Genomic DNA, 18,096 nt, shown 5'->3' on the forward strand with positions numbered 1-18,096 from the left:
TTACGGTAAACTTGAGCCTATCATAACAGGCAATTACACAGTGATAAATACGATGCAGATTGGTTTATTTTTTGGTTCTACTACCTGCTATACCGAAATGGCGGCAGAAAAAATACGCGACATTATAGGCGCCGACATTGTCAGCTTACATAATATTAAAGACGAGCCGCTTAAAAACGCTGAGCAATATGACTTTATCATTTTTGGTATTTCTACGTGGGACTTTGGCGAAATTCAAGAAGATTGGGAATCAAAGTGGGACGACATAAAAGACGTTGACCTAAATGGTAAAACCATTGCCTTATTTGGCATGGGCGATCAGCAAGGGTATGGCCAATGGTTTCAAGACGCATTAGGTATGCTTCATGATGAAATAAATGCCCAAGCCATTACTCAACTTGGCTTTTGGCCTAACGACAGTAATTACGAATTTGAAGCCTCTAAAGCCCTTACCGAAGACGGTAAACAATTTGTTGGTTTAGCATTAGACGAAGATAGTCAGTACGAGCTAAGCGACGAGCGCATTGCCACCTGGGTAGAACAGGTGATGACAGAGTACGCTGAAACCCTATAACTATTTAGTATACAAACAGCGCTGCCATGCAGCGCTTTTTAATCCTTAACTATTCTACTTTTAACCAGTATTGGTTACGGTAAAAAAAGCCCACATAACCGCGCACTTCAAGTTTTTCGCCATTTTGCTGCGGTGTTAAACGCACGCTGTAGGTTTTACCGTTATTTGGGTCGAGTATTTCACCGTCTTCCCAACGACCATCTCCGGCATACGTTACATTTTCAATAATGGTCATACCCAACATAGGCTGATTCTTTTTATCACCATCACACTCGCTGCAAAGTGCATCTTGCTTATTTTTATTGAGTATTGTTTCAATTTTGCCAGTCAGTACGCCATCTTGTTCAGTAATGCGTACGTACGACTTTGCTTCTTTGGTGTCTTCATTAATGGTTTTCCAAAGCCCAACCGGTGTGGGGTTAGCTAATAACTTAAATGAGGCAAAAATACTGCCGACCAAAAATCCCATCAACAGCGAGTTAGCTCTTTTTTTATTCAATAAATTCATTGCGTTACTATATTAGCGATTAATTAAGCCATAGTAACAATAAACAACCAGATGCAAAACTGTTTAAACACCCAGAACGCGCTACATTTTTAAATAAAATTCGCGGCATAACGCCTGATACTGTGAGGTATAGCTATTATCATCGGCTCTTATACATAACTGAGTTGTGCTTACTTCGCTTTGCTCATAGCTAAAGGTCATTAAGCTGCGAGTAAAAGATTTATGCGCCGTTGCTTGTACTTGGCAATGCGCGTTTAAATACAGCCCTTGCTGCTGCGCCAGGGTTATGAATAACTGCGCCTCTTCACTAGGCAAAATTAAATTAAAACGTGCTTGCTTATGCGTTAAGCGTTTAAACGCAGCAATCAGTTCTGCAAAGCTTAAACCATCGGTATGGCGAGCGGCATTTCGCGCTGCATTATCACTTTTTAAACTGTGATTAAAATAAGGTGGATTAGATATAACGCAATCAAATTTAGTCTCAGCCGCAAACTGCTGAACGCACTGGTGATAAATATTAATGTCTGGCCAAGGGCTTTGCTGGCAGTTTTGTAAAGCTTGCTGGTAGGCGGCTTCATCAACCTCAACTGCGCTCACTTTTAAATGTGGCGCTCGTTGCTTACACATTAACGCCAGTAACCCCGTGCCTGTGCCAATATCTAATAACGAACTTGCACCGTTTAAATCAGCCCATGCCCCGAGTAAAATACCATCGGTAGAGACCTTCATGGCGCACTGGTCGTGCTCAACCTTAAATTGTTTAAATGCAAAACCAGACATTTTTTCACCTTTTCATTCACCAAGTAGGTTTAAGTGCGTATAATTAACGGCAATTGTCCCCTATTTTTGACACTCTATGCAATTTTCTGAATTTGATCTTGATGATAAGCTACTTAATGCTATTAATAAAATGGGTTTTGAAACCCCCACTAGCATTCAACAACAAGCCATTCCTGAGGCGTTGCAAGGGCGCGATATTTTAGCGTCTGCACCAACAGGTACGGGTAAAACGGCGGCATTTTTAATTCCAGCAATTCAATATTTAATGGATTTCCCGCGTCGTGATCCGGGCTTTGCACGGGTATTAATTATGACCCCAACTCGCGAGCTTGCTTATCAAATTCATGAACAATGTGAGTTACTTGCAAAGCAAACCCACTTAAAAATTGGGGTGGTTACCGGTGGTATAAACTACGGTACACATAAAGAAATTTTTGAAAATAATAACGACATTTTAATCGCCACACCTGGGCGTTTAATGGAGTATTTGGAAACCGAAAACTTCCACGCAGAAAACGTAGAAATGCTCATTCTTGATGAAGCAGACCGCATGCTCGACATGGGTTTTCGTAAAGAAATGCTGCGTATTTGTGATGAAGCTAAAAATCGCCGTCAGTGCTTTTTATTCTCAGCTACTCTTGAAGGTGACAGCGTAGAATTATTTGCAGAGCGTATTTTAAACGACCCTGCTCTACTTGAAGCCGAATCATCACGCAAAGAAAAAGCTAAAATACACCAATGGGTTCATTTAGCCGACGATTACCATCATAAACTTGAGCTATTAGTTAACACCTTAAATGGCCCTGATGTTAGTAAAGCGATTGTGTTTGTAAAAACCCGTGAGCGTCTTGAAACCCTTATTGGTGAACTAACCAATAACGGCGTTAAAGCTGCGTGGCTACGTGGTGAAATGCCACAAGATAAACGCATGAAAGCGATGGAAAATTTCCACAGTGGCAAAACTCGCATTTTGGTAGCTACTGATGTCGCCGCGCGTGGTATTGATGTAGCGGATATAAGCCATGTAATTAACTTTGATATGCCGCGCACTGCAGATGTTTACGTACACCGTATTGGTCGTACGGGTCGTGCAGGTAAAAAAGGCATAGCGATTTCACTAATTGAAGCGCACGACATTGGTATTCTTTACAAAGTAGAACGTTACATAGAGCAGAAGCTAAAACGCCGTGTATTTAAAGGATTAGAGCCGAAGCATAAAGAAGCTAAGCCACCGGTTAAAAAGCGTAAAGATCCAGTAAAAATGAAAGCAAAGAAAAAAGCCAAGGTTAAAAAGAAAAAGTAACCTTTGTTTTCTAACTTGTTTAATTTAGCCGACGTCTGTCGGCTTTTTTATGACTTATATTAATTTTATTAAAACAGTGAGTAAGCAATTCAAAGTAATATGTAAAAACTACTTAGCTGAATAACCATTTAACAAAATAACCAATAATTTCAATTGGTTAAATTTGGAATGAAACTTGTAACCCCTAACAGTATATGAGTATTAAAACGCCGAGTAACGGCGTTGCTTTTTAGTAACACACTAAGGATATAGTTATGAGTCGCATTAAATTTACTGTCGGTTTTATTTCGTTTTGTTGTTTATTTTTATTAGCCTCTGCTTTTAACGTCAGTGCAGCAACGCATTTAGCAGTAGTGAGTAGTGTGGCCACACAACCTAATTTACAACAATCTATTACTCATGAGTTACGTACTAATCCAAATTTAGAATTAGAAAATTTAAACGTACGCGTTAATAACGGTGACGTTGAACTCAAAGGCGAAGCTAAAAACGGTTTTGAACGTGCTCTTGCACAAAAGTTTTTAGAAAATATGGATGGGGTTAAACGCATTAAAAATAATATCGCTATTATTTAAGGTCTGTTGACCTTTGTGAATTAAATTTTTAGTAAGCGCAGCGTGTTGCTTAAACACGCTGCGTTTTTTATTGTGCAAAATAAATATCTGCATAAAAATAAATTTAAATAATGGCTTACATAAAAGAGTGCAGCGCAGCAGGCAATGTAAAAACGCGCTGCAAGTGGGAAATTATTTCCCACTCAATTTACTCAATCTAGTTTGATCTATTGTTGTCCTTGCTCTCACTTTTTAGCCGAGTGGTGGCTTATTTTTTCGCTTATCATGGCATCGAGCTTTTCACCGCCTTTAATACCAAAATCAAGGGTACGAATTGGAAACGGAATACTTATATCTGCCGCATCGAGTGCTTGCTTTACTGCCACAACCCCTTTGTGACGCACCGTCATAAAATCGGGCTCGCCAGGGTATTTAATCCAAAACCATACCAGTAAGTTTATACTGCTATCACCAAAGCCTTCTGCGTACACCGCGGTCTCATTTTTACGGATCACAAAGTCAAGTTGATTAATTTTATCGACGATAACTTCACTGGCTTTTTCTATATCGTCAGCGTAAGAAATACCTACTGGTACTTCTATTCTTCTGACCCCTAAAGTGCTGTAATTACGCAGTACATTTCTAAATAGTATTTTATTAGGAACCAGTATCAACTGCCCGTAAAAGCTCTCTATTAGTGTGTTACGTAAATTTATTGAATGCACTGAACCAAATACGTTATCGGTCTCGATAACATCACCCGCTTTGAACGGTTTACGAATACCCATAGCAATACCCGCAATTAGGTTTTCGGTCATATCTTGAAAAGCAAAACCAATGGCGAGACCAACAATACCTGCACCCGCAAGCAATGACGTAACGGTACTTTTTAAACCCATAAAATCAAGGGCAATAAAGACTCCTACACTCAAAACAATGACTTTAAAAATGGAGGCCATTAAGTCGGCAATTTGAGTAGAGTCGAGGGAACGACGCAATACTTTTTTCATTCCTTTGCCTGCAAGGCGGGCTATAAATGAAAATATAATCGCAATAATTACTGCAACGATAAAGTTTGGGATATGACTTATAACAACATCAAACCAGCCACCGAGCTTCTCTTCTATAAGTTTTTCGGCTTCTGTAATTGAGGGAATTGAGAGCATTTATCTTATACCTTAGTTTGGGTTAATAACCTAAGGTTTGCAAAAATAGCGCCAAAATAAAAAGCGATGCAATGCATGGCTTATAACTACTTAATTAAAGAGAGCGTTAATTTATTCTTAAGGTTACTTACTACACTTTTGTATCAATAGTTTTTAGTGTAAAAACCCACTTAAAGTATTTGCTATTATCATTAGTTATTTTACTTTCAACCCACAGCGAAAAATGATAGCGTGATATTACTCAATATAATAGGGATATTTTATTAATGAAATATATAATTTTTTTTACTATGCAGTTATGCATTATGTTTTCAAGTAATTCACAAGCCTCTCAAACAACCGCTGCTAGTTGTGACTATTGTAGTGCGGAAGGCAAAAAAATAACGGCACTTGCAGCCTCATTCATAGATGGTCAAAAAATTTGGATTATAGATCAACAAGGCACAGACTTTATTCTCGATGAATATAAAGCTGTATATACTGGAAATGACCAAATGCTTCAGGTTGGTGATTTTACTGTTGAGCATGTTAGTACTCATAGTAAAAATTCTACTTTATCGCGAATAGTTAGTAATACATTTACAGTTAATCAAGAAGCTCTTAGAAATATAGATAAAGAAATTAGCCATATAATCCTACCTCACGATGATGAATTTCAAAGTGCTTTTGAAGTTTCGCTTTTCCCTCAATTATTTGCGGGAAAAATGAGCGATAGAATAATGAATGACCCAGAAATTAAAAGTCAGTTTGATATTATTGACTCTCAAAACCAAGAGTTAAAAGCCAATCTTTCAATATCAATACCATTTTTAAGTACATCATTAAATTTATCTAGTCAAATAACTGTCAGCTTTACTGATGGTACTACAGTAACAATGGGTGTTGAGTTAGTTACAACTAATGGCACTAATGTGAAAGCAAACTTAAAATTTGAGCAAGCTCGTGATAAAGAAGGAAATATACTTCCTATTAAGTCATCAGGATTATCTCATTATAGGAGTGGAGTTATTCTTAATTCTGGCAATACAGGAAACATGGAGCATTTTGCTAGTTGGTTTGAAACACTACAGATTAGTGGTATAAAAGTTATAACCGTAAGAGGTGGTGGCGCTAACACTGGATCAATCAAAGATTGTACATACGTGGTAACAACTAATGCACAAGGAAAAAAGATAACAGAGCTTGTGTGTAGCTAAAATTGATATTATTTTACAAAAGTGCGTAATTGTAAATTTTTATAAATGGCAAATAAAGTCAACTCAGATAACAGGTGATGACTAACACTTAACTGCCAACGTTGTTACCTACCAACATAGGTTAATAAATAAAAAGCCATGCAATGCATGGCTTATTAAACACTTTAAACGATGTGTTAGCTTTGCTCTTCACGCAAAAATACCGGTTCAAGTTCTTTAGTGGTTGCCTCTGGGCAAAAGTAATAACCGGCTACGGTAAACTCTTTAAGCTGACTTAATTGCGTGACTTGGTTTTCGATAATGTAACGCGCCATCATGCCGCGCGCTTTTTTAGCGTAAAAGCTAATCACTTTATATTGACCATTTTTACAGTCTTTAAAATGTGGGGTAATAATTTGTGCGTTAAGCGCTTTTTTATCTACCGCTTTAAAGTATTCGTTAGACGCTAAATTAACTAAATATTGTGCATCTTGTGCCGCTAAAACGTCGTTAAGTTTATTAGCAATAATACTGCCCCAAAACTCATATAGGTTTTTACCACGGCTGTTTTCAAGCTTTGTACCCATTTCTAGGCGGTAGGCTTGCATTAAATCAAGTGGTTTTAATAATCCGTATAAACCCGAGAGTATACGTAAATGCTCTTGAGCATAATCAAGTTGCTTAGCCGTTAGGGTGTCGGCATCTAAACCGCCATATACATCGCCGTTAAAGGCAAGCACCGCTTGTTTAGCATTACTCGTAGTAAACGGTTGCGCCCACTCACTAAAACGTGCTGCATTAAGGCCCGCGAGCTTATCGCTAATTTTCATTAAACTACCAATCTGCGCAGGAGTTAGTTCACGGCATACTTTCATGAGCGCTTCGCTGTGCTCAAGTAATTCAGGTTGAGTGAACTTATCTGTTGCGGGTGGCGTGTCGTAATCAAGATTCTTTGCTGGTGAAATAACAGTGATCATAGTTAGCTATTGACTTGTAAATTATTTAATGTCAATTTCAACATTAAATGAGACGAAAAGCACGTTTTGTTTAAAATTATCCTACCTAAAACTCAACCGTTACCGTTTTTTCATTGATAAGGACATAAGACCTATCAAGCATTGTCACACTGTTGCAGTATAGCTATATTAAGGTAGTTTAGATTTTCTTTTAACTTGCTTGGAATGAGGAAAAGCAAATGACTAGCGCTCTACAAAGGCTTAAACAACATTCTTCTATCGTGGCCGACACGGGCGATATAGAAGCCATAAAAAAACATCAACCTGAAGATGCGACTACCAATCCATCGCTGCTTTTAAAAGCGAGCGAGATTGAAGCTTACAAACCTTATCTAGATAAAGCATGGCAATACGCTAAAGAAACCGAGCAACAGCCTGCAAAACAACTAGAGCTGGCTTGTGATTATTTTGCAGTATTACTTGGTAAAGAAATTAGCGAAATTGTACCGGGTTATATTTCTACTGAAGTTGATGCACGTTTATCATTTGATACCCAAGCAACAATTAATAAAGCACACACGCTATTGAGCCTTTACGAAAAAGAAGGCGTAAGCAAAGACAAGATTTTAATTAAAGTAGCCTCTACTTGGGAAGGCATTAAAGCCGCAGAACAGTTAGAAAAAGAAGGCACTAAATGTAACTTAACGCTTTTATTTAGTGATGCTCAAGCTCGTGCCTGTGCTGATGCAAACGTATTTTTAATTTCGCCATTTGTTGGCAGAATTTTAGATTGGCACGTAGCAAACGGTATGGAAAAACCAACCGACCCGCTTCAAGACCCGGGTGTACAATCGGTGCGTAGTATTTTTGAGTTTTACAAACGTCACGATTACAAAACGGTTGTTATGGGCGCAAGCTTTCGTAACACCGGTGAAATTATTGCCCTTACAGGCTGCGATAAGCTAACAATTAGTCCTAATCTTTTAGAAGAGCTAGGTAATTTAGAAGACGCACAAGAGTACTTACTAGAGAGCGACATTGCTAAAGAGCCAAAACCAGAGCCACTTAGTGAAGCACAGTTCCGTTGGTTACATAACCAAGATGCTATGGCCACTGAGAAACTAGCTGAAGGTATTCGCTCATTTGCAGATGCGCAAGAGCAATTAGAAGCACGCTTTAAAGCGATGTAACTAACAGCTGTTTAATGAGTTAAGAAACGTCGCTTTTAGCGGCGTTTTTTTATGTCTGCGATTTACTTTAAATACTCGACTTGTCCCCATTTACGTTCTTTTTGTATTGATCTTCATCAAAACACCACCCATCAGTAACAGTTTCGTCACATTTATATTCTATTTTATTAATAGCTGTGGTATAGATACTGCCGAGGTTCAAAAAGTGGTCAATAGGAGATAATCAATGGATAGCCTAAACGAAATAATAGAGATATTAGAAGGTTCTGATACATCGAAAAAAACCTCTCAAAAAAATAAAAAAAGAAAATGGCGTGAAATAGAAGCAATAAAAGATAAGCAACGTTTGCGCAAAGAACTACAGGAGCTCGACTATTTTGCTGATAGTATTGCTATTGATGAATTAGAGTTTTAATCAACAACAGCAACTAAAAAGGCTTTCATTTATGAAAGCCTTTTTTAATACCAATTACCCTATACTTGCCAATTAATGGGCTGTGCTCCTTGCGCTATTAACAGTTCATTGGTTTTTGAAAAGTGCTGACAGCCAAAAAAGCCGCGATGCGCAGAAAGCGGTGAAGGGTGCGGCCCAGACAATACATGATGGCGCTGGCGATCAATGCTTTTACCTTTTTTTTGTGCATGTGCGCCCCACAAAATAAACACCACTCCTTGGCAATGCTCATTTATATGAGTAATTACGTTATCGGTAAATTGTTCCCAACCTAAATGTTTATGGGAATGGGCTTGCCCTTGCTCTACTGTTAGTACGGTATTAAGCAAAAACACACCTTGATCTGCCCAGCTTTGTAAATAGCCATGCTCTGGCGTAATAAAACCATTAATGTCCGTCACTAACTCTTTATAAATATTTTTAAGTGAAGGCGGGAGCTTTTTAACTTCAGGCAATACAGAAAAACACAAGCCATGCGCTTGCCCTTCTCCATGGTAAGGGTCTTGACCTAATATAACCACTTTGATATCGCTAAGTGGAGTTGCATCAAATGCGCTAAACACCTGTGGTTCTGGTGGATACACAGCAATACCGTTTGATCGTTTATTCGCAACATATTCAAGGGTTTGCTGCATATATGCTTGGCTAAGTTCGTGATTTAAAAAAGATGACCAGTTGCTCATAATTGACTCTTAATAAGTTCTCTAGATACCTCAATTTTGTCACACATTTGTGCTAACCCATCAAGCATTCTAGGGGAAAAACGATGTAATAAATCCGCGTTAACGCTAATAAATTGCTCATATTTAACCGCCGGAATTTCAGGCCATTGCTGCCAATTAACTGTAGGTATTACCCGTTTTGACTTTTCATCAGGAATAATAATAACTTGTGGCTTAGTCACTATCACGTTTTCAATGCTGATTTGTGGGTAATCTGTGTCGCTGTCAGCAAATACATTAGTTACTTGGCAGGTTTCGATTAACTGATTTATCCATGTATTTTTTGATACCGTCATCATAGGCTCTGGCCACAGCTGATAAAACCCAGTAAGCATGGTTTTATTATGCTGCGCGGCTTTAATTGCGTTGAGCTTAACTGTAAATGCCTCAGCTACTTTTTTACTTTGCTCAATATGACCGGTTAATTGACCTAGTTTTAGTATTTCTTTAGCTACGCCTTCAATAGAGCGTGGATTACTTAAATGCAATTCAATCCCTAGTCGCTTAATTTGTGCCAAATCTTCTGCCTGATTACCGCTTTTCCACGCAATGACCATGTCAGGCTTGAGCATGAGTAACTTTTCGATAGAAATACCATTATAGCCGCCGATACGCTCAATTTTAGTCGCTTCTTGTGGGTAATCTGCGTAATCCAGCGTGCCCACTATTAGATCACCCGCCCCAATGGCATATAAATTTTCGACTATGTGTGGTGCCAAAGCCACAATACGAAGCGGCTTGTCGGCTAAGGCTTGAGGTACATAAACAGCAAACAATAACAGCCCAAGAATAATGCGTTTTAACATTAGTAATCAAAGCCTTTTAGTGCTTTTACGCCCGACTCAAACGCATGCTTTACATTACGCACTTCACTTACGGTATCGGCCAGCTCAATTAAGGTACGGTGCGCAGCACGGCCAGTAATAATTACCGATTGCATTACAGGTCGGTTGTTAATTGCAGCAACCACTTCCTCAAGGTCGATATAGCCATAGGTCACCATATAGGTGAGCTCATCGAGTAATACCACATCGATACTGCTGTCGCTTAGCATCCGCTTTGAATCTTGCCATGTTGCTTGTGCTGCCGCAGTATCGGCCTCTTTATTTTGCGTATCCCAAGTAAAACCTGTGTTCATAACAGCAAATTCGACCCCTGCACCTTGCAGTAAATTACGTTCACCACATTCCCACGTACCTTTAATAAACTGACACACGGCCGCCTTTTTACCGTGACCAACACAACGTGCAACCACACCAAAACCAGAGGTTGATTTACCTTTGCCATTACCAGTAATAACCTGAAAAATGCCTTTTTCTTGCTGTGCCGCTGCTACTCGAGCATCAACTTGTTCTTTTACTTTTTGCTGGCGCTGTTGGTGCTTGTCGTTTGTTGATTCAGTCATTGTTATGTCCTTGGTAAATTTTAATAATTTGTTCAATGTTTAAATGTGTTTGGCACATTTTAGCGAGGCGTTCTAGCTGGCGCTCGCGATGCTCATTGATGCTGATACCACTAATTTCACTGTCTGGTTTTAGCCACTTTAATAGCAGCTCTGTAGCGGCTGCGTTGTCAAATAAGCCATGTAAATAAGTACCAGCAATAGCATTATCATCACTAATAAAACCATCAGTTTCAAAGCCATTTGGGTGTTTATTAAAGCGAATAAGTGGTTTGTTGAGCGCTTGACCTTTACTGATCCCAGCATGTATTTCGTAACCGTGACAAGCAACCTGCTGCTGGTTTAAATTAAGTATTGCATTTACTTGGCTTAGCACTTTTTGCTCACCTAAAATGGTATCAAAATCACTAAGCGCTAACCCAGCTATTTGCCCTAATGATGATTCCACCGCATTAGGGTCACAAATCGTATTACCTAGCATTTGCATACCGCCGCAAATACCCAGTACTTTGCCACCATAACGTAAGTGGCGTTTAATTTGCTGATCCCAGCCTTCATTTTTTAAAAATACCAAATCACTAAGTACATTTTTACTGCCAGGCATAATGATTAAGTCAACGGATGGAATCGCTTGAGTATGACGCACATAGTTTATATTTATATTTGGGTGCAATCGCAGTGCATCAAAATCAGTGTGGTTACTAATATGAGGCACCAGGAGTACCGCAATATTAATGCTGGCTTCGGTCACATTATTATCTATGGCAACGGCATCTTCGGCATCAAGTGCTAAATCGTGTAGGTAGGGTAACACCCCTAACACAGGTTTACCTGTGTACTCTTCAAGCCAATCTAACCCGCCTTGTAATAGGCTAATGTCACCACGAAAACGATTAATAACAAAGCCTTTTACCCGTGCTTGCTCTGACTCGCTTAATAGCGCCAAAGTTCCTACTAGGTGAGCAAACACACCCCCTTTATCAATATCGGCAATAATAATAACCGGACAATCGACCTTTTCGGCGTAGCCCATATTGGCAATATCGTTTGCCCTTAGGTTAATTTCAGCTGGGCTACCAGCCCCTTCAACCAGCAATAAATCAAAGCGTTTAGCTAAACGATTATGCGAGGTTAATACCGCATCCATAGCCACTTTTTTATAGTCATGGTAAGAGTCGGCTTCCATATTGCTAATAACTTTGCCATGAATAATTACTTGTGCGCCGGTATCACTATTGGGTTTGAGTAATATGGGATTGAAGTCTATTTCAGGTGCTACTTTTGCTGCAACGGCTTGTAATGCTTGGGCTCTACCAATTTCACCACCATCATGCGTTACGGCACTATTAAGCGCCATATTTTGTGGCTTAAACGGCGCAACATTAACACCTTGATTGGCAAACACTCTGCAAAGCGCTGCAACCAAGGTACTTTTACCCGCATCGGAAGTAGTGCCTTGTACCATTAATGTTTTCATTATTTACCCACCAGCTGGCGCTTACGAAAATACAATATACTTAAGAAAAATAGACTGCCGATAGCCGCCGTGATCACCCCGATTGGCAGCTCTTGGTTGCTTAATAGTGAACGAGCAAGCACATCGACCCATACCATAAATATGCCCCCGACTAATCCGGTCATTAATAACCCAACACGACTACCTTGAGAGATAAAAAAGCGTACTATGTGTGGCACCATCAAGCCAACAAAACCAATTCCACCACAGTTAGCAACCAATACGGCCGTGATCAGTGAGCTTAAAATAAGCATTAAAATTCTAAAGCGATGCACCCTAACACCAAGCGTTGTCGCGCTTTCATCGCCTAACAACATCGCATTAAGCTGTCGCCTAAAACCCAACATGACTATTGTACATACTATAATGACTAAGGCAGGTAACAGCAGCGACTGCCACTGTGCTTTAGCAAAACTACCTAAAGTCCAAAATAAAATAGCCGCGACTGCTTGTGGATCGCTCCAATAAAGTAACAAACTAGTAAAAGCACTAAATAAAAATGATAAGGCCACCCCTGCCAATAACATCGACTCAACTTGAGCGTTGCGCTGGCTACCTGCAATTAAAATTAATAACCCCATCGCCACTAAACTGCCGGTTAATGCCGCCCCAGATAGTGCAATACCCGCCCCAGCTCCTACCAAGGACATTAATATAACCACCCCTAATGAAGCACCAGACGAAATACCAAATAAATAAGGATCAGCTAAGGGATTACGGGTAACCGTTTGTAGTATTAAACCTGCAATCGCTAAGCCACTACCGGCTAAAAAAGCCAACAAAGTACGTGGCATTCTTAATTCAATAATAATACGGCTGGTAAATGAAGCCTCGTTTGAAAAGGTTAAGCTTTGGTATACATCTGCGAGCGACGTAGGTACCGCACCAAAACTTAGTGCGATAAATAAACTCAATAGTGCGCATAATAGCGCAGCGATTAATGCAACGGCGTGGTTAGAAAAGGCCGTCATATTATTGGTATCCATAATAATAAGTAATATGAGGAATAGCCTCACCTTTGATTGTTGCTTGAGGGTGAGTGCTCACTTGAGCACAAACACCAAACACCTCATCCAGCATCTGCTCGGTGACCACTTTATTTGGCTTACCTGCATCAACAATCTCTCCGTTTTTAATAACCACTAACTCATCGCACATAGCTGCGGCTAAATTTAAGTCATGAAATGACGCGAACACCGTAATACCTAAAGATTTAGCCAGCTCCATAAGTTGAATTTGATATTTCACATCAAGGTGACTGGTCGGTTCATCCATAATAAGAAGTTGTGGTTGCTGCACAATAGCGCGGGCAATAAAAGCACGTTGCTTTTCACCGCCAGATAACGAATCAAATAATTGAGTACTATGAGATTCAAGTCCCACATGGCTAATAGCCTGAGCTATTTTTTGTTTATCTGCTTGGGTGGTCGAACTGAATAGCGTTTTATGTGGCGTAAGCCCAAGAGCCACAACATCGAATAACGAGAGGTTAAATTGCGACGGTGTTTCTTGTAGCACAACAGCAACCTGCTTAGCGTAGTCTTCGCTTTTTAGTTGCCAAATATCGGTATTATTAAATTTAACCTCGCCTGCTGATGGCTGATTAAATCGATATAAGCAACGCAGTAAACTCGATTTTCCCGCACCATTAGGACCAATTAAGCCAACAAACTTGCCACGCTCAATACTCACATTAATATGCTTAAGGATTAAGGTATTACCCACTCGCCAAGAGACATTATTTACGGTTAAAAGCGCTGTTTGTTTAGAGGTTTGAGTGTGCAAAAAATTATCCTAGGCAGGAAAAACCCACACTCAGTACCACAAGTACTAAAAAGAAAATGAGTTAACCCGCTCGTTATATGAAGTTTTAAGGCACTTGTATCTGACTTACAGTAAAACTGATCACAGTTACGGGAATAGTTGAGGAGTTTCACCTCATTCCAAATGCTTGGCTATTATGCGCAGATAAGTAAATAATTTAAAGCAAAAAAAACCGCACTCAACTGAGTGCGGTTAAAAGGGAGTGTTTTAACTAAGTATTAGTTAAAACTTATATTCCATACCTAAACCTAGGTAATCTTGGTCAACGTTGTTGTCCATATCAAAACTTGAGTAAAAGCCAAACACTTTAAGGTTTTTGTTTAGCTTATGATCAACACCCACTGTTACAGCGCTTTTATCATCGCTGTCATCAAAGTCCATTGCTTGGTATTGAACTTTAAAAGTGTTACTACCCATTAGGTAAGCTGCATTCACTAAATAGCCATCAGCTTCTGCGCTGCCGTCTAATTTTTCTTGTGTTTGGTACATAGCGCCAAGTCTAAAATCTTCAATTTTACCTTGTACTGTTGCACGTACTACATCGTAGCCGTTCACTTCGCTGTCAGCAGCAATAGCAGCATATACTGCGCTCTTTTTAAGGCCTGAATCACCATAAGTTAACGCCACTGAGTAACCATTTTTAGCATCTACATCGTCTTCTGCAATAAATGACGCTAATACTTTAAAGCCTTCATAGCTGTTTGAAGCGTAAGATACTGAGTTACCTAAACGGTTTTCACCTTTAAAGATATTTTTAATATCACCTTCAAGGTCGCTAAATAAGTCTACTTTACCTTGCGCCTGCTTTAGCGCTGTATCGTTACGGCCTATTACTACCTGACCAAATGAACCTTTAAAACCTACATATTGATTACGTGCTGAAATATTATCTTTATCGCCTTTTGAGTCAGCATCCGACACATCAACCTGAAATTCAAACTTATAAACAGCTTCTAAACCGTCTGAAATTTTTTCAGACCCTTTAAGTCCGAAACGAGATGCATTACTTTTAATTTCAGTAAACGACCCTTCACCATCGTCAGATGATTGAACGGTTACATTCGCTTTACCGTAAATGTCTACTTCTGCAAGCGCATTAAAAGATAAACCACTAAGTAAGGCTAAGCACAAGCTCGATTTTACAAATTTCATGTTATTTCCTCGATAATCACAATAGGCTAATTTTTAAAACAGCAGCAGTGTGTCACCACTAAATGACAAAAATATTACAAACGACATATTTTTGTCTTTTTAAGTTAATAAAACTGCATTAATTATGAAATCAAAATAACATGTAACTAAAATACGGCCTGATCACTACTTACTTTGTTTCAATAAACTGGGTGTCATTTGCGACAACAAATTAACTAAGGTTTCAATTAACTCTTTCTGCTCGTTATCTCTATGATAGGCAACAAATACATCTCTTGAGGTATTTTCTACCCCTTTAACATGAAAAAGTTCGCCTTTTTCCAAATGATCTTTAACTAATACTTGTGGAATAAACGCACTACCACCGCATTGCAGTATTAAATCAAGCGCTATACGACCAGTGCTAGTTCTAAAATAAGGCGGCGTTTTACCAGTAAACTGACGCGCATGCCAAAGAGAAAACGTGGTTCCCCAATCAACATACACATATTGATTATCAAAGAAGTTATCGCCTGTTGCGGTGTCGTAACCACTCACCGGAATAATAGGTAGTTCACAAATTCGTTCAACCACGAGTTCATCCACTTTTGGCGGATCAAATAAAATGGCGAGATCAAGGGTGCGTTCTAGTAGTAATCGAGTACTCTCTTGTTGCGCTTTCACTTCTGCCACCAGCGATACACCAGGCATAGCCGATACAATATTTGTAATACCAAACTGTAAAAAAGCATCCCAAATATTAGGAGTCCCTGCTAAGCTTATTTGCTTATGCATATTATCTGCAAGTGCAACATCCACTTTGGCTCTTTGCATACCGGTAATAATCATTTGCGCATGCGGTAATAAGCGCTCACCAGGGGCCGTTAGTTGTATATTATTACGCTGGCGAATAAATAAATTTACGCCTAATCCCTGCTCTAATTGACGAATTCGAAAACTCACCGCAGACTGCGTTATGTATAGGTTTTCTGCCGCTTTACCAAAATGGCGAGTACGCACCACTTCGACAAATGTTTTTAATAAATCTATGTCCAATTTTTTATCCTCACGATAAAAATTTTTTGTTTAAAAAAATAGCAATTATGTCCCATACTCCAGCTAATAATTGGTATGAGGGTACAGCTATGAGCAATGATATTTCACTACTTCGTCAAGCATTTGTTAGTCAACGTCAGTTTTATGATGATCAAAACTTTCCACGCGGATTTAGCCGCAGCGGACATTTTACCCTGTTAGAGGCAAGTATTTTAGAACAGCACGGTGTTGTTTTAAAAAGTCTGTATAACAAAACAATTGAGCCACAAAACGAATATCAGCAACAATTTGTAAATGCGGTCAGTGGCATAATTGAGCCAAGTAACCCAATTGAGCGAGCATGGGTTAAATACTTAAAGTTAACAACCTGCAAAACAAAATTTCATACATTATTTGGTCGCTCAAAAATTTCAGGGCCAACACCAATCAGCCAAGATTATTATTCTGAGGCTGACAATTTATAAGTCATTACAATAGTTGCTTTTTGGCGTTTTAGCAGTTACAACTTGTATAAGCAAACACTTTTGCAAAATTTTAAACAGGGCTGTTACGTGACGCACAGAATACTTATTGTTGAAGACACACCCGCAATTGCGCGAGTGCAAAAGCATATCGCGCAAAAAGCGGGCTACGAGGTTGATATCGCTCAGTCGCTGGCTGAGACTAAAGAGCTAATAAGTGAGCACGCTTACTTTTGCGCGGTCGTTGACTTTATATTGCCTGATGCCCCGCGAGGGGAAGCGGTTCCCTGCACGGTTGCAGCAGATATCCCCACCATAGTTATGACGGGCAATATTGATAAACAAACTCGCGACACCGTCGAAAAATACCCTATTATTGATTACATTATCAAAGGCAATAAACAAGCTTATGAATATTTAGAAAAGCAACTTTACCGCCTACCTCGCAATAAACAGGTAAAAGTACTGGTTGTTGATGATTCAGCGTCAACACGCCAATACATATGTAGTTTATTAACACGTCATAAATACCAAGTATTACAAGCAGCCGATGGCATAGAGGCGCTCAAAGAGCTTGAAAATACGCCAGATATTGCTGTAATTATTACCGATAAAGAAATGCCTAACATGGGCGGTGTTGAGCTGTGCAATGAAATTAGGCGGATTTACACTAATGACGAAAAAGCTATTATTGGAATTTCAGGTGCTACGTCGTCTAATTTATCTGCCTTATTTCTAAAAAATGGGGCAAATGATTATTTGTATAAACCTTTTAATAGTGAAGAGTTTTACTGCCGGTTAAGCCAAAACGTCGATATGCTAGAACACATAGCCACCATAAAGCGACAAGCCAATACCGACTATTTAACTAAACTTCCTAATCGTCGTTACTTTTTCGAAGAGGCTAATAAGTCGTTAAAGCAGTTAAAAAAGGCAGAAACACCAGCCATGCTAGCGATGCTTGATATTGATCATTTTAAAGCGATTAACGATACCTATGGCCATGATGCCGGCGATGAAGTGCTAAAAGGGCTTGCGGTGTGTTTTAATAAGTATTTTGAAAACCAATTGGTTGCCCGTTTAGGCGGAGAAGAATTTGCGGTATTTTTTACTGAATTGACCGAACAAGAAGCACTAAAACGACTCGAAAGTTTCAGACTTTTTATTGAGCTTAACAGCCATGAATTTAGCCAAGCACAAATCAAGTTTACGCTGTCGATAGGCTTCAGCCATAGTGAAACCTATCAAATTGACGAGTTATTAAAACAAGCCGACTTAAAGCTCTACAAAGCCAAAGAGTCGGGTCGTAATAAAGTGGTTTAGT

20 protein-coding genes and 1 riboswitch are annotated in these 18,096 nt (G+C 39.3%); of the genes, 8 read left to right on the top strand and 12 right to left on the bottom strand.

The annotated features are described in order from the left end of the window. Positions 1 to 52: 52 nt before the first annotated feature. Positions 53 to 574 (top strand): flavodoxin FldB, encoded by a 522-nt coding sequence (gene fldB / locus B1F84_RS12775; protein WP_008467792.1) that lies wholly within the window; start codon positions 53 to 55, stop codon positions 572 to 574. Between the two features lie 49 nt (positions 575 to 623). Here the strand turns inward: fldB and B1F84_RS12780 are convergent, their stop codons facing one another. After that, positions 624 to 1,082, bottom strand: a complete 459-nt coding sequence (locus B1F84_RS12780; protein ID WP_131691651.1) for a DUF2147 domain-containing protein — start codon at positions 1,080 to 1,082, stop codon at positions 624 to 626. A gap of 81 nt (positions 1,083 to 1,163) precedes the next feature. Next, a complete protein-coding gene (locus tag B1F84_RS12785; protein ID WP_131691652.1) occupies positions 1,164 to 1,862 on the bottom strand; it encodes a methyltransferase in 699 nt (232 codons plus the stop codon). 76 nt (positions 1,863 to 1,938) lie between these two features. On the opposite strand from B1F84_RS12785, the gene srmB reads away from it, so the two are divergent. Both srmB and B1F84_RS12795 read left to right on the top strand, forming a co-directional pair. Beyond that, positions 1,939 to 3,165: an ATP-dependent RNA helicase SrmB gene (gene srmB, locus B1F84_RS12790; protein WP_076918424.1), complete on the top strand. Its 1,227-nt coding sequence runs from the start codon at positions 1,939 to 1,941 to the stop codon at positions 3,163 to 3,165. Positions 3,166 to 3,419: 254 nt separating this feature from the next. Further along, positions 3,420 to 3,740 carry a BON domain-containing protein gene (locus tag B1F84_RS12795; protein WP_131691653.1) on the top strand — a complete coding sequence of 107 codons (321 nt, stop codon included), beginning with the start codon at positions 3,420 to 3,422 and terminating at the stop codon, positions 3,738 to 3,740. Between the two features lie 224 nt (positions 3,741 to 3,964). Here the strand turns inward: B1F84_RS12795 and B1F84_RS12800 are convergent, their stop codons facing one another. Further along, positions 3,965 to 4,885: a mechanosensitive ion channel family protein gene (locus B1F84_RS12800; RefSeq protein WP_076918425.1), complete on the bottom strand. Its 921-nt coding sequence runs from the start codon at positions 4,883 to 4,885 to the stop codon at positions 3,965 to 3,967. Between the two features lie 266 nt (positions 4,886 to 5,151). Here B1F84_RS12800 and B1F84_RS12805 point away from each other — a divergent pair, with 266 nt between their 5' ends. Continuing rightward, a complete protein-coding gene (locus B1F84_RS12805; protein WP_131691654.1) occupies positions 5,152 to 6,081 on the top strand; it encodes a hypothetical protein in 930 nt (309 codons plus the stop codon). 176 nt (positions 6,082 to 6,257) lie between these two features. Here B1F84_RS12805 and yaaA read toward each other — a convergent pair whose 3' ends face one another. Continuing rightward, the gene (gene yaaA, locus B1F84_RS12810; protein ID WP_131691655.1) at positions 6,258 to 7,037 is read right to left on the bottom strand and encodes a peroxide stress protein YaaA; all 780 of its coding nucleotides are present in this window, start codon (positions 7,035 to 7,037) and stop codon (positions 6,258 to 6,260) included. 218 nt (positions 7,038 to 7,255) lie between these two features. Between yaaA and tal the strand changes: the two genes are divergently transcribed. Both tal and B1F84_RS12820 read left to right on the top strand, forming a co-directional pair. Then, positions 7,256 to 8,206 (top strand): transaldolase, encoded by a 951-nt coding sequence (tal, locus tag B1F84_RS12815; protein ID WP_008110647.1) that lies wholly within the window; start codon positions 7,256 to 7,258, stop codon positions 8,204 to 8,206. Positions 8,207 to 8,432: 226 nt separating this feature from the next. Further along, positions 8,433 to 8,621, top strand: coding sequence for a DUF3545 family protein (locus B1F84_RS12820; RefSeq protein WP_008110646.1), 189 nt, complete (start codon positions 8,433 to 8,435; stop codon positions 8,619 to 8,621). Positions 8,622 to 8,680: 59 nt separating this feature from the next. Here B1F84_RS12820 and ung read toward each other — a convergent pair whose 3' ends face one another. From ung to B1F84_RS12860, 8 genes are all read right to left on the bottom strand, one after another. Beyond that, the gene (gene ung / locus B1F84_RS12825) at positions 8,681 to 9,343 is read right to left on the bottom strand and encodes a uracil-DNA glycosylase (RefSeq protein ID WP_010391534.1); all 663 of its coding nucleotides are present in this window, start codon (positions 9,341 to 9,343) and stop codon (positions 8,681 to 8,683) included. Further along, a complete protein-coding gene (locus tag B1F84_RS12830; protein WP_131691656.1) occupies positions 9,340 to 10,188 on the bottom strand; it encodes a cobalamin-binding protein in 849 nt (282 codons plus the stop codon). Before B1F84_RS12830 ends, ung begins: the two co-directional genes overlap by 4 nt. Next, complete coding sequence (gene cobO / locus B1F84_RS12835) at positions 10,188 to 10,787, bottom strand: cob(I)yrinic acid a,c-diamide adenosyltransferase (RefSeq protein ID WP_131691657.1); 600 nt, start codon at positions 10,785 to 10,787, stop codon at positions 10,188 to 10,190. The genes B1F84_RS12830 and cobO overlap by 1 nt, the downstream gene beginning before the upstream one ends. After that, positions 10,780 to 12,261, bottom strand: a complete 1,482-nt coding sequence (locus B1F84_RS12840) for a cobyric acid synthase (RefSeq protein ID WP_131691658.1) — start codon at positions 12,259 to 12,261, stop codon at positions 10,780 to 10,782. The genes cobO and B1F84_RS12840 overlap by 8 nt, the downstream gene beginning before the upstream one ends. Beyond that, the gene (locus B1F84_RS12845; protein WP_131691659.1) at positions 12,261 to 13,271 is read right to left on the bottom strand and encodes an iron ABC transporter permease; all 1,011 of its coding nucleotides are present in this window, start codon (positions 13,269 to 13,271) and stop codon (positions 12,261 to 12,263) included. Before B1F84_RS12845 ends, B1F84_RS12840 begins: the two co-directional genes overlap by 1 nt. A gap of 1 nt (position 13,272) precedes the next feature. Then, a complete protein-coding gene (locus B1F84_RS12850) occupies positions 13,273 to 14,085 on the bottom strand; it encodes an ABC transporter ATP-binding protein (RefSeq protein WP_131691660.1) in 813 nt (270 codons plus the stop codon). A gap of 73 nt (positions 14,086 to 14,158) precedes the next feature. Beyond that, a riboswitch (cobalamin riboswitch) is annotated at positions 14,159 to 14,289 on the bottom strand. Positions 14,290 to 14,346: 57 nt separating this feature from the next. Next, a complete protein-coding gene (locus B1F84_RS12855) occupies positions 14,347 to 15,276 on the bottom strand; it encodes a porin (protein ID WP_131691661.1) in 930 nt (309 codons plus the stop codon). Between the two features lie 165 nt (positions 15,277 to 15,441). Then, entirely contained in the window at positions 15,442 to 16,311 is an 870-nt protein-coding gene (locus tag B1F84_RS12860) for a LysR family transcriptional regulator (RefSeq protein WP_008467766.1), read from the bottom strand. A gap of 89 nt (positions 16,312 to 16,400) precedes the next feature. On the opposite strand from B1F84_RS12860, the gene B1F84_RS12865 reads away from it, so the two are divergent. Together B1F84_RS12865 and B1F84_RS12870 are read left to right on the top strand one after the other, a co-directional pair. Continuing rightward, a complete protein-coding gene (locus B1F84_RS12865) occupies positions 16,401 to 16,775 on the top strand; it encodes a DUF413 domain-containing protein (protein ID WP_008467764.1) in 375 nt (124 codons plus the stop codon). Positions 16,776 to 16,862: 87 nt separating this feature from the next. Continuing rightward, the gene (locus tag B1F84_RS12870) at positions 16,863 to 18,095 is read left to right on the top strand and encodes a response regulator (RefSeq protein ID WP_131691662.1); all 1,233 of its coding nucleotides are present in this window, start codon (positions 16,863 to 16,865) and stop codon (positions 18,093 to 18,095) included. Position 18,096: the final 1 nt, after the last annotated feature.

Source organism: Pseudoalteromonas sp. DL-6 (assembly GCF_004328665.1).
Taxonomy (GTDB): domain Bacteria; phylum Pseudomonadota; class Gammaproteobacteria; order Enterobacterales; family Alteromonadaceae; genus Pseudoalteromonas.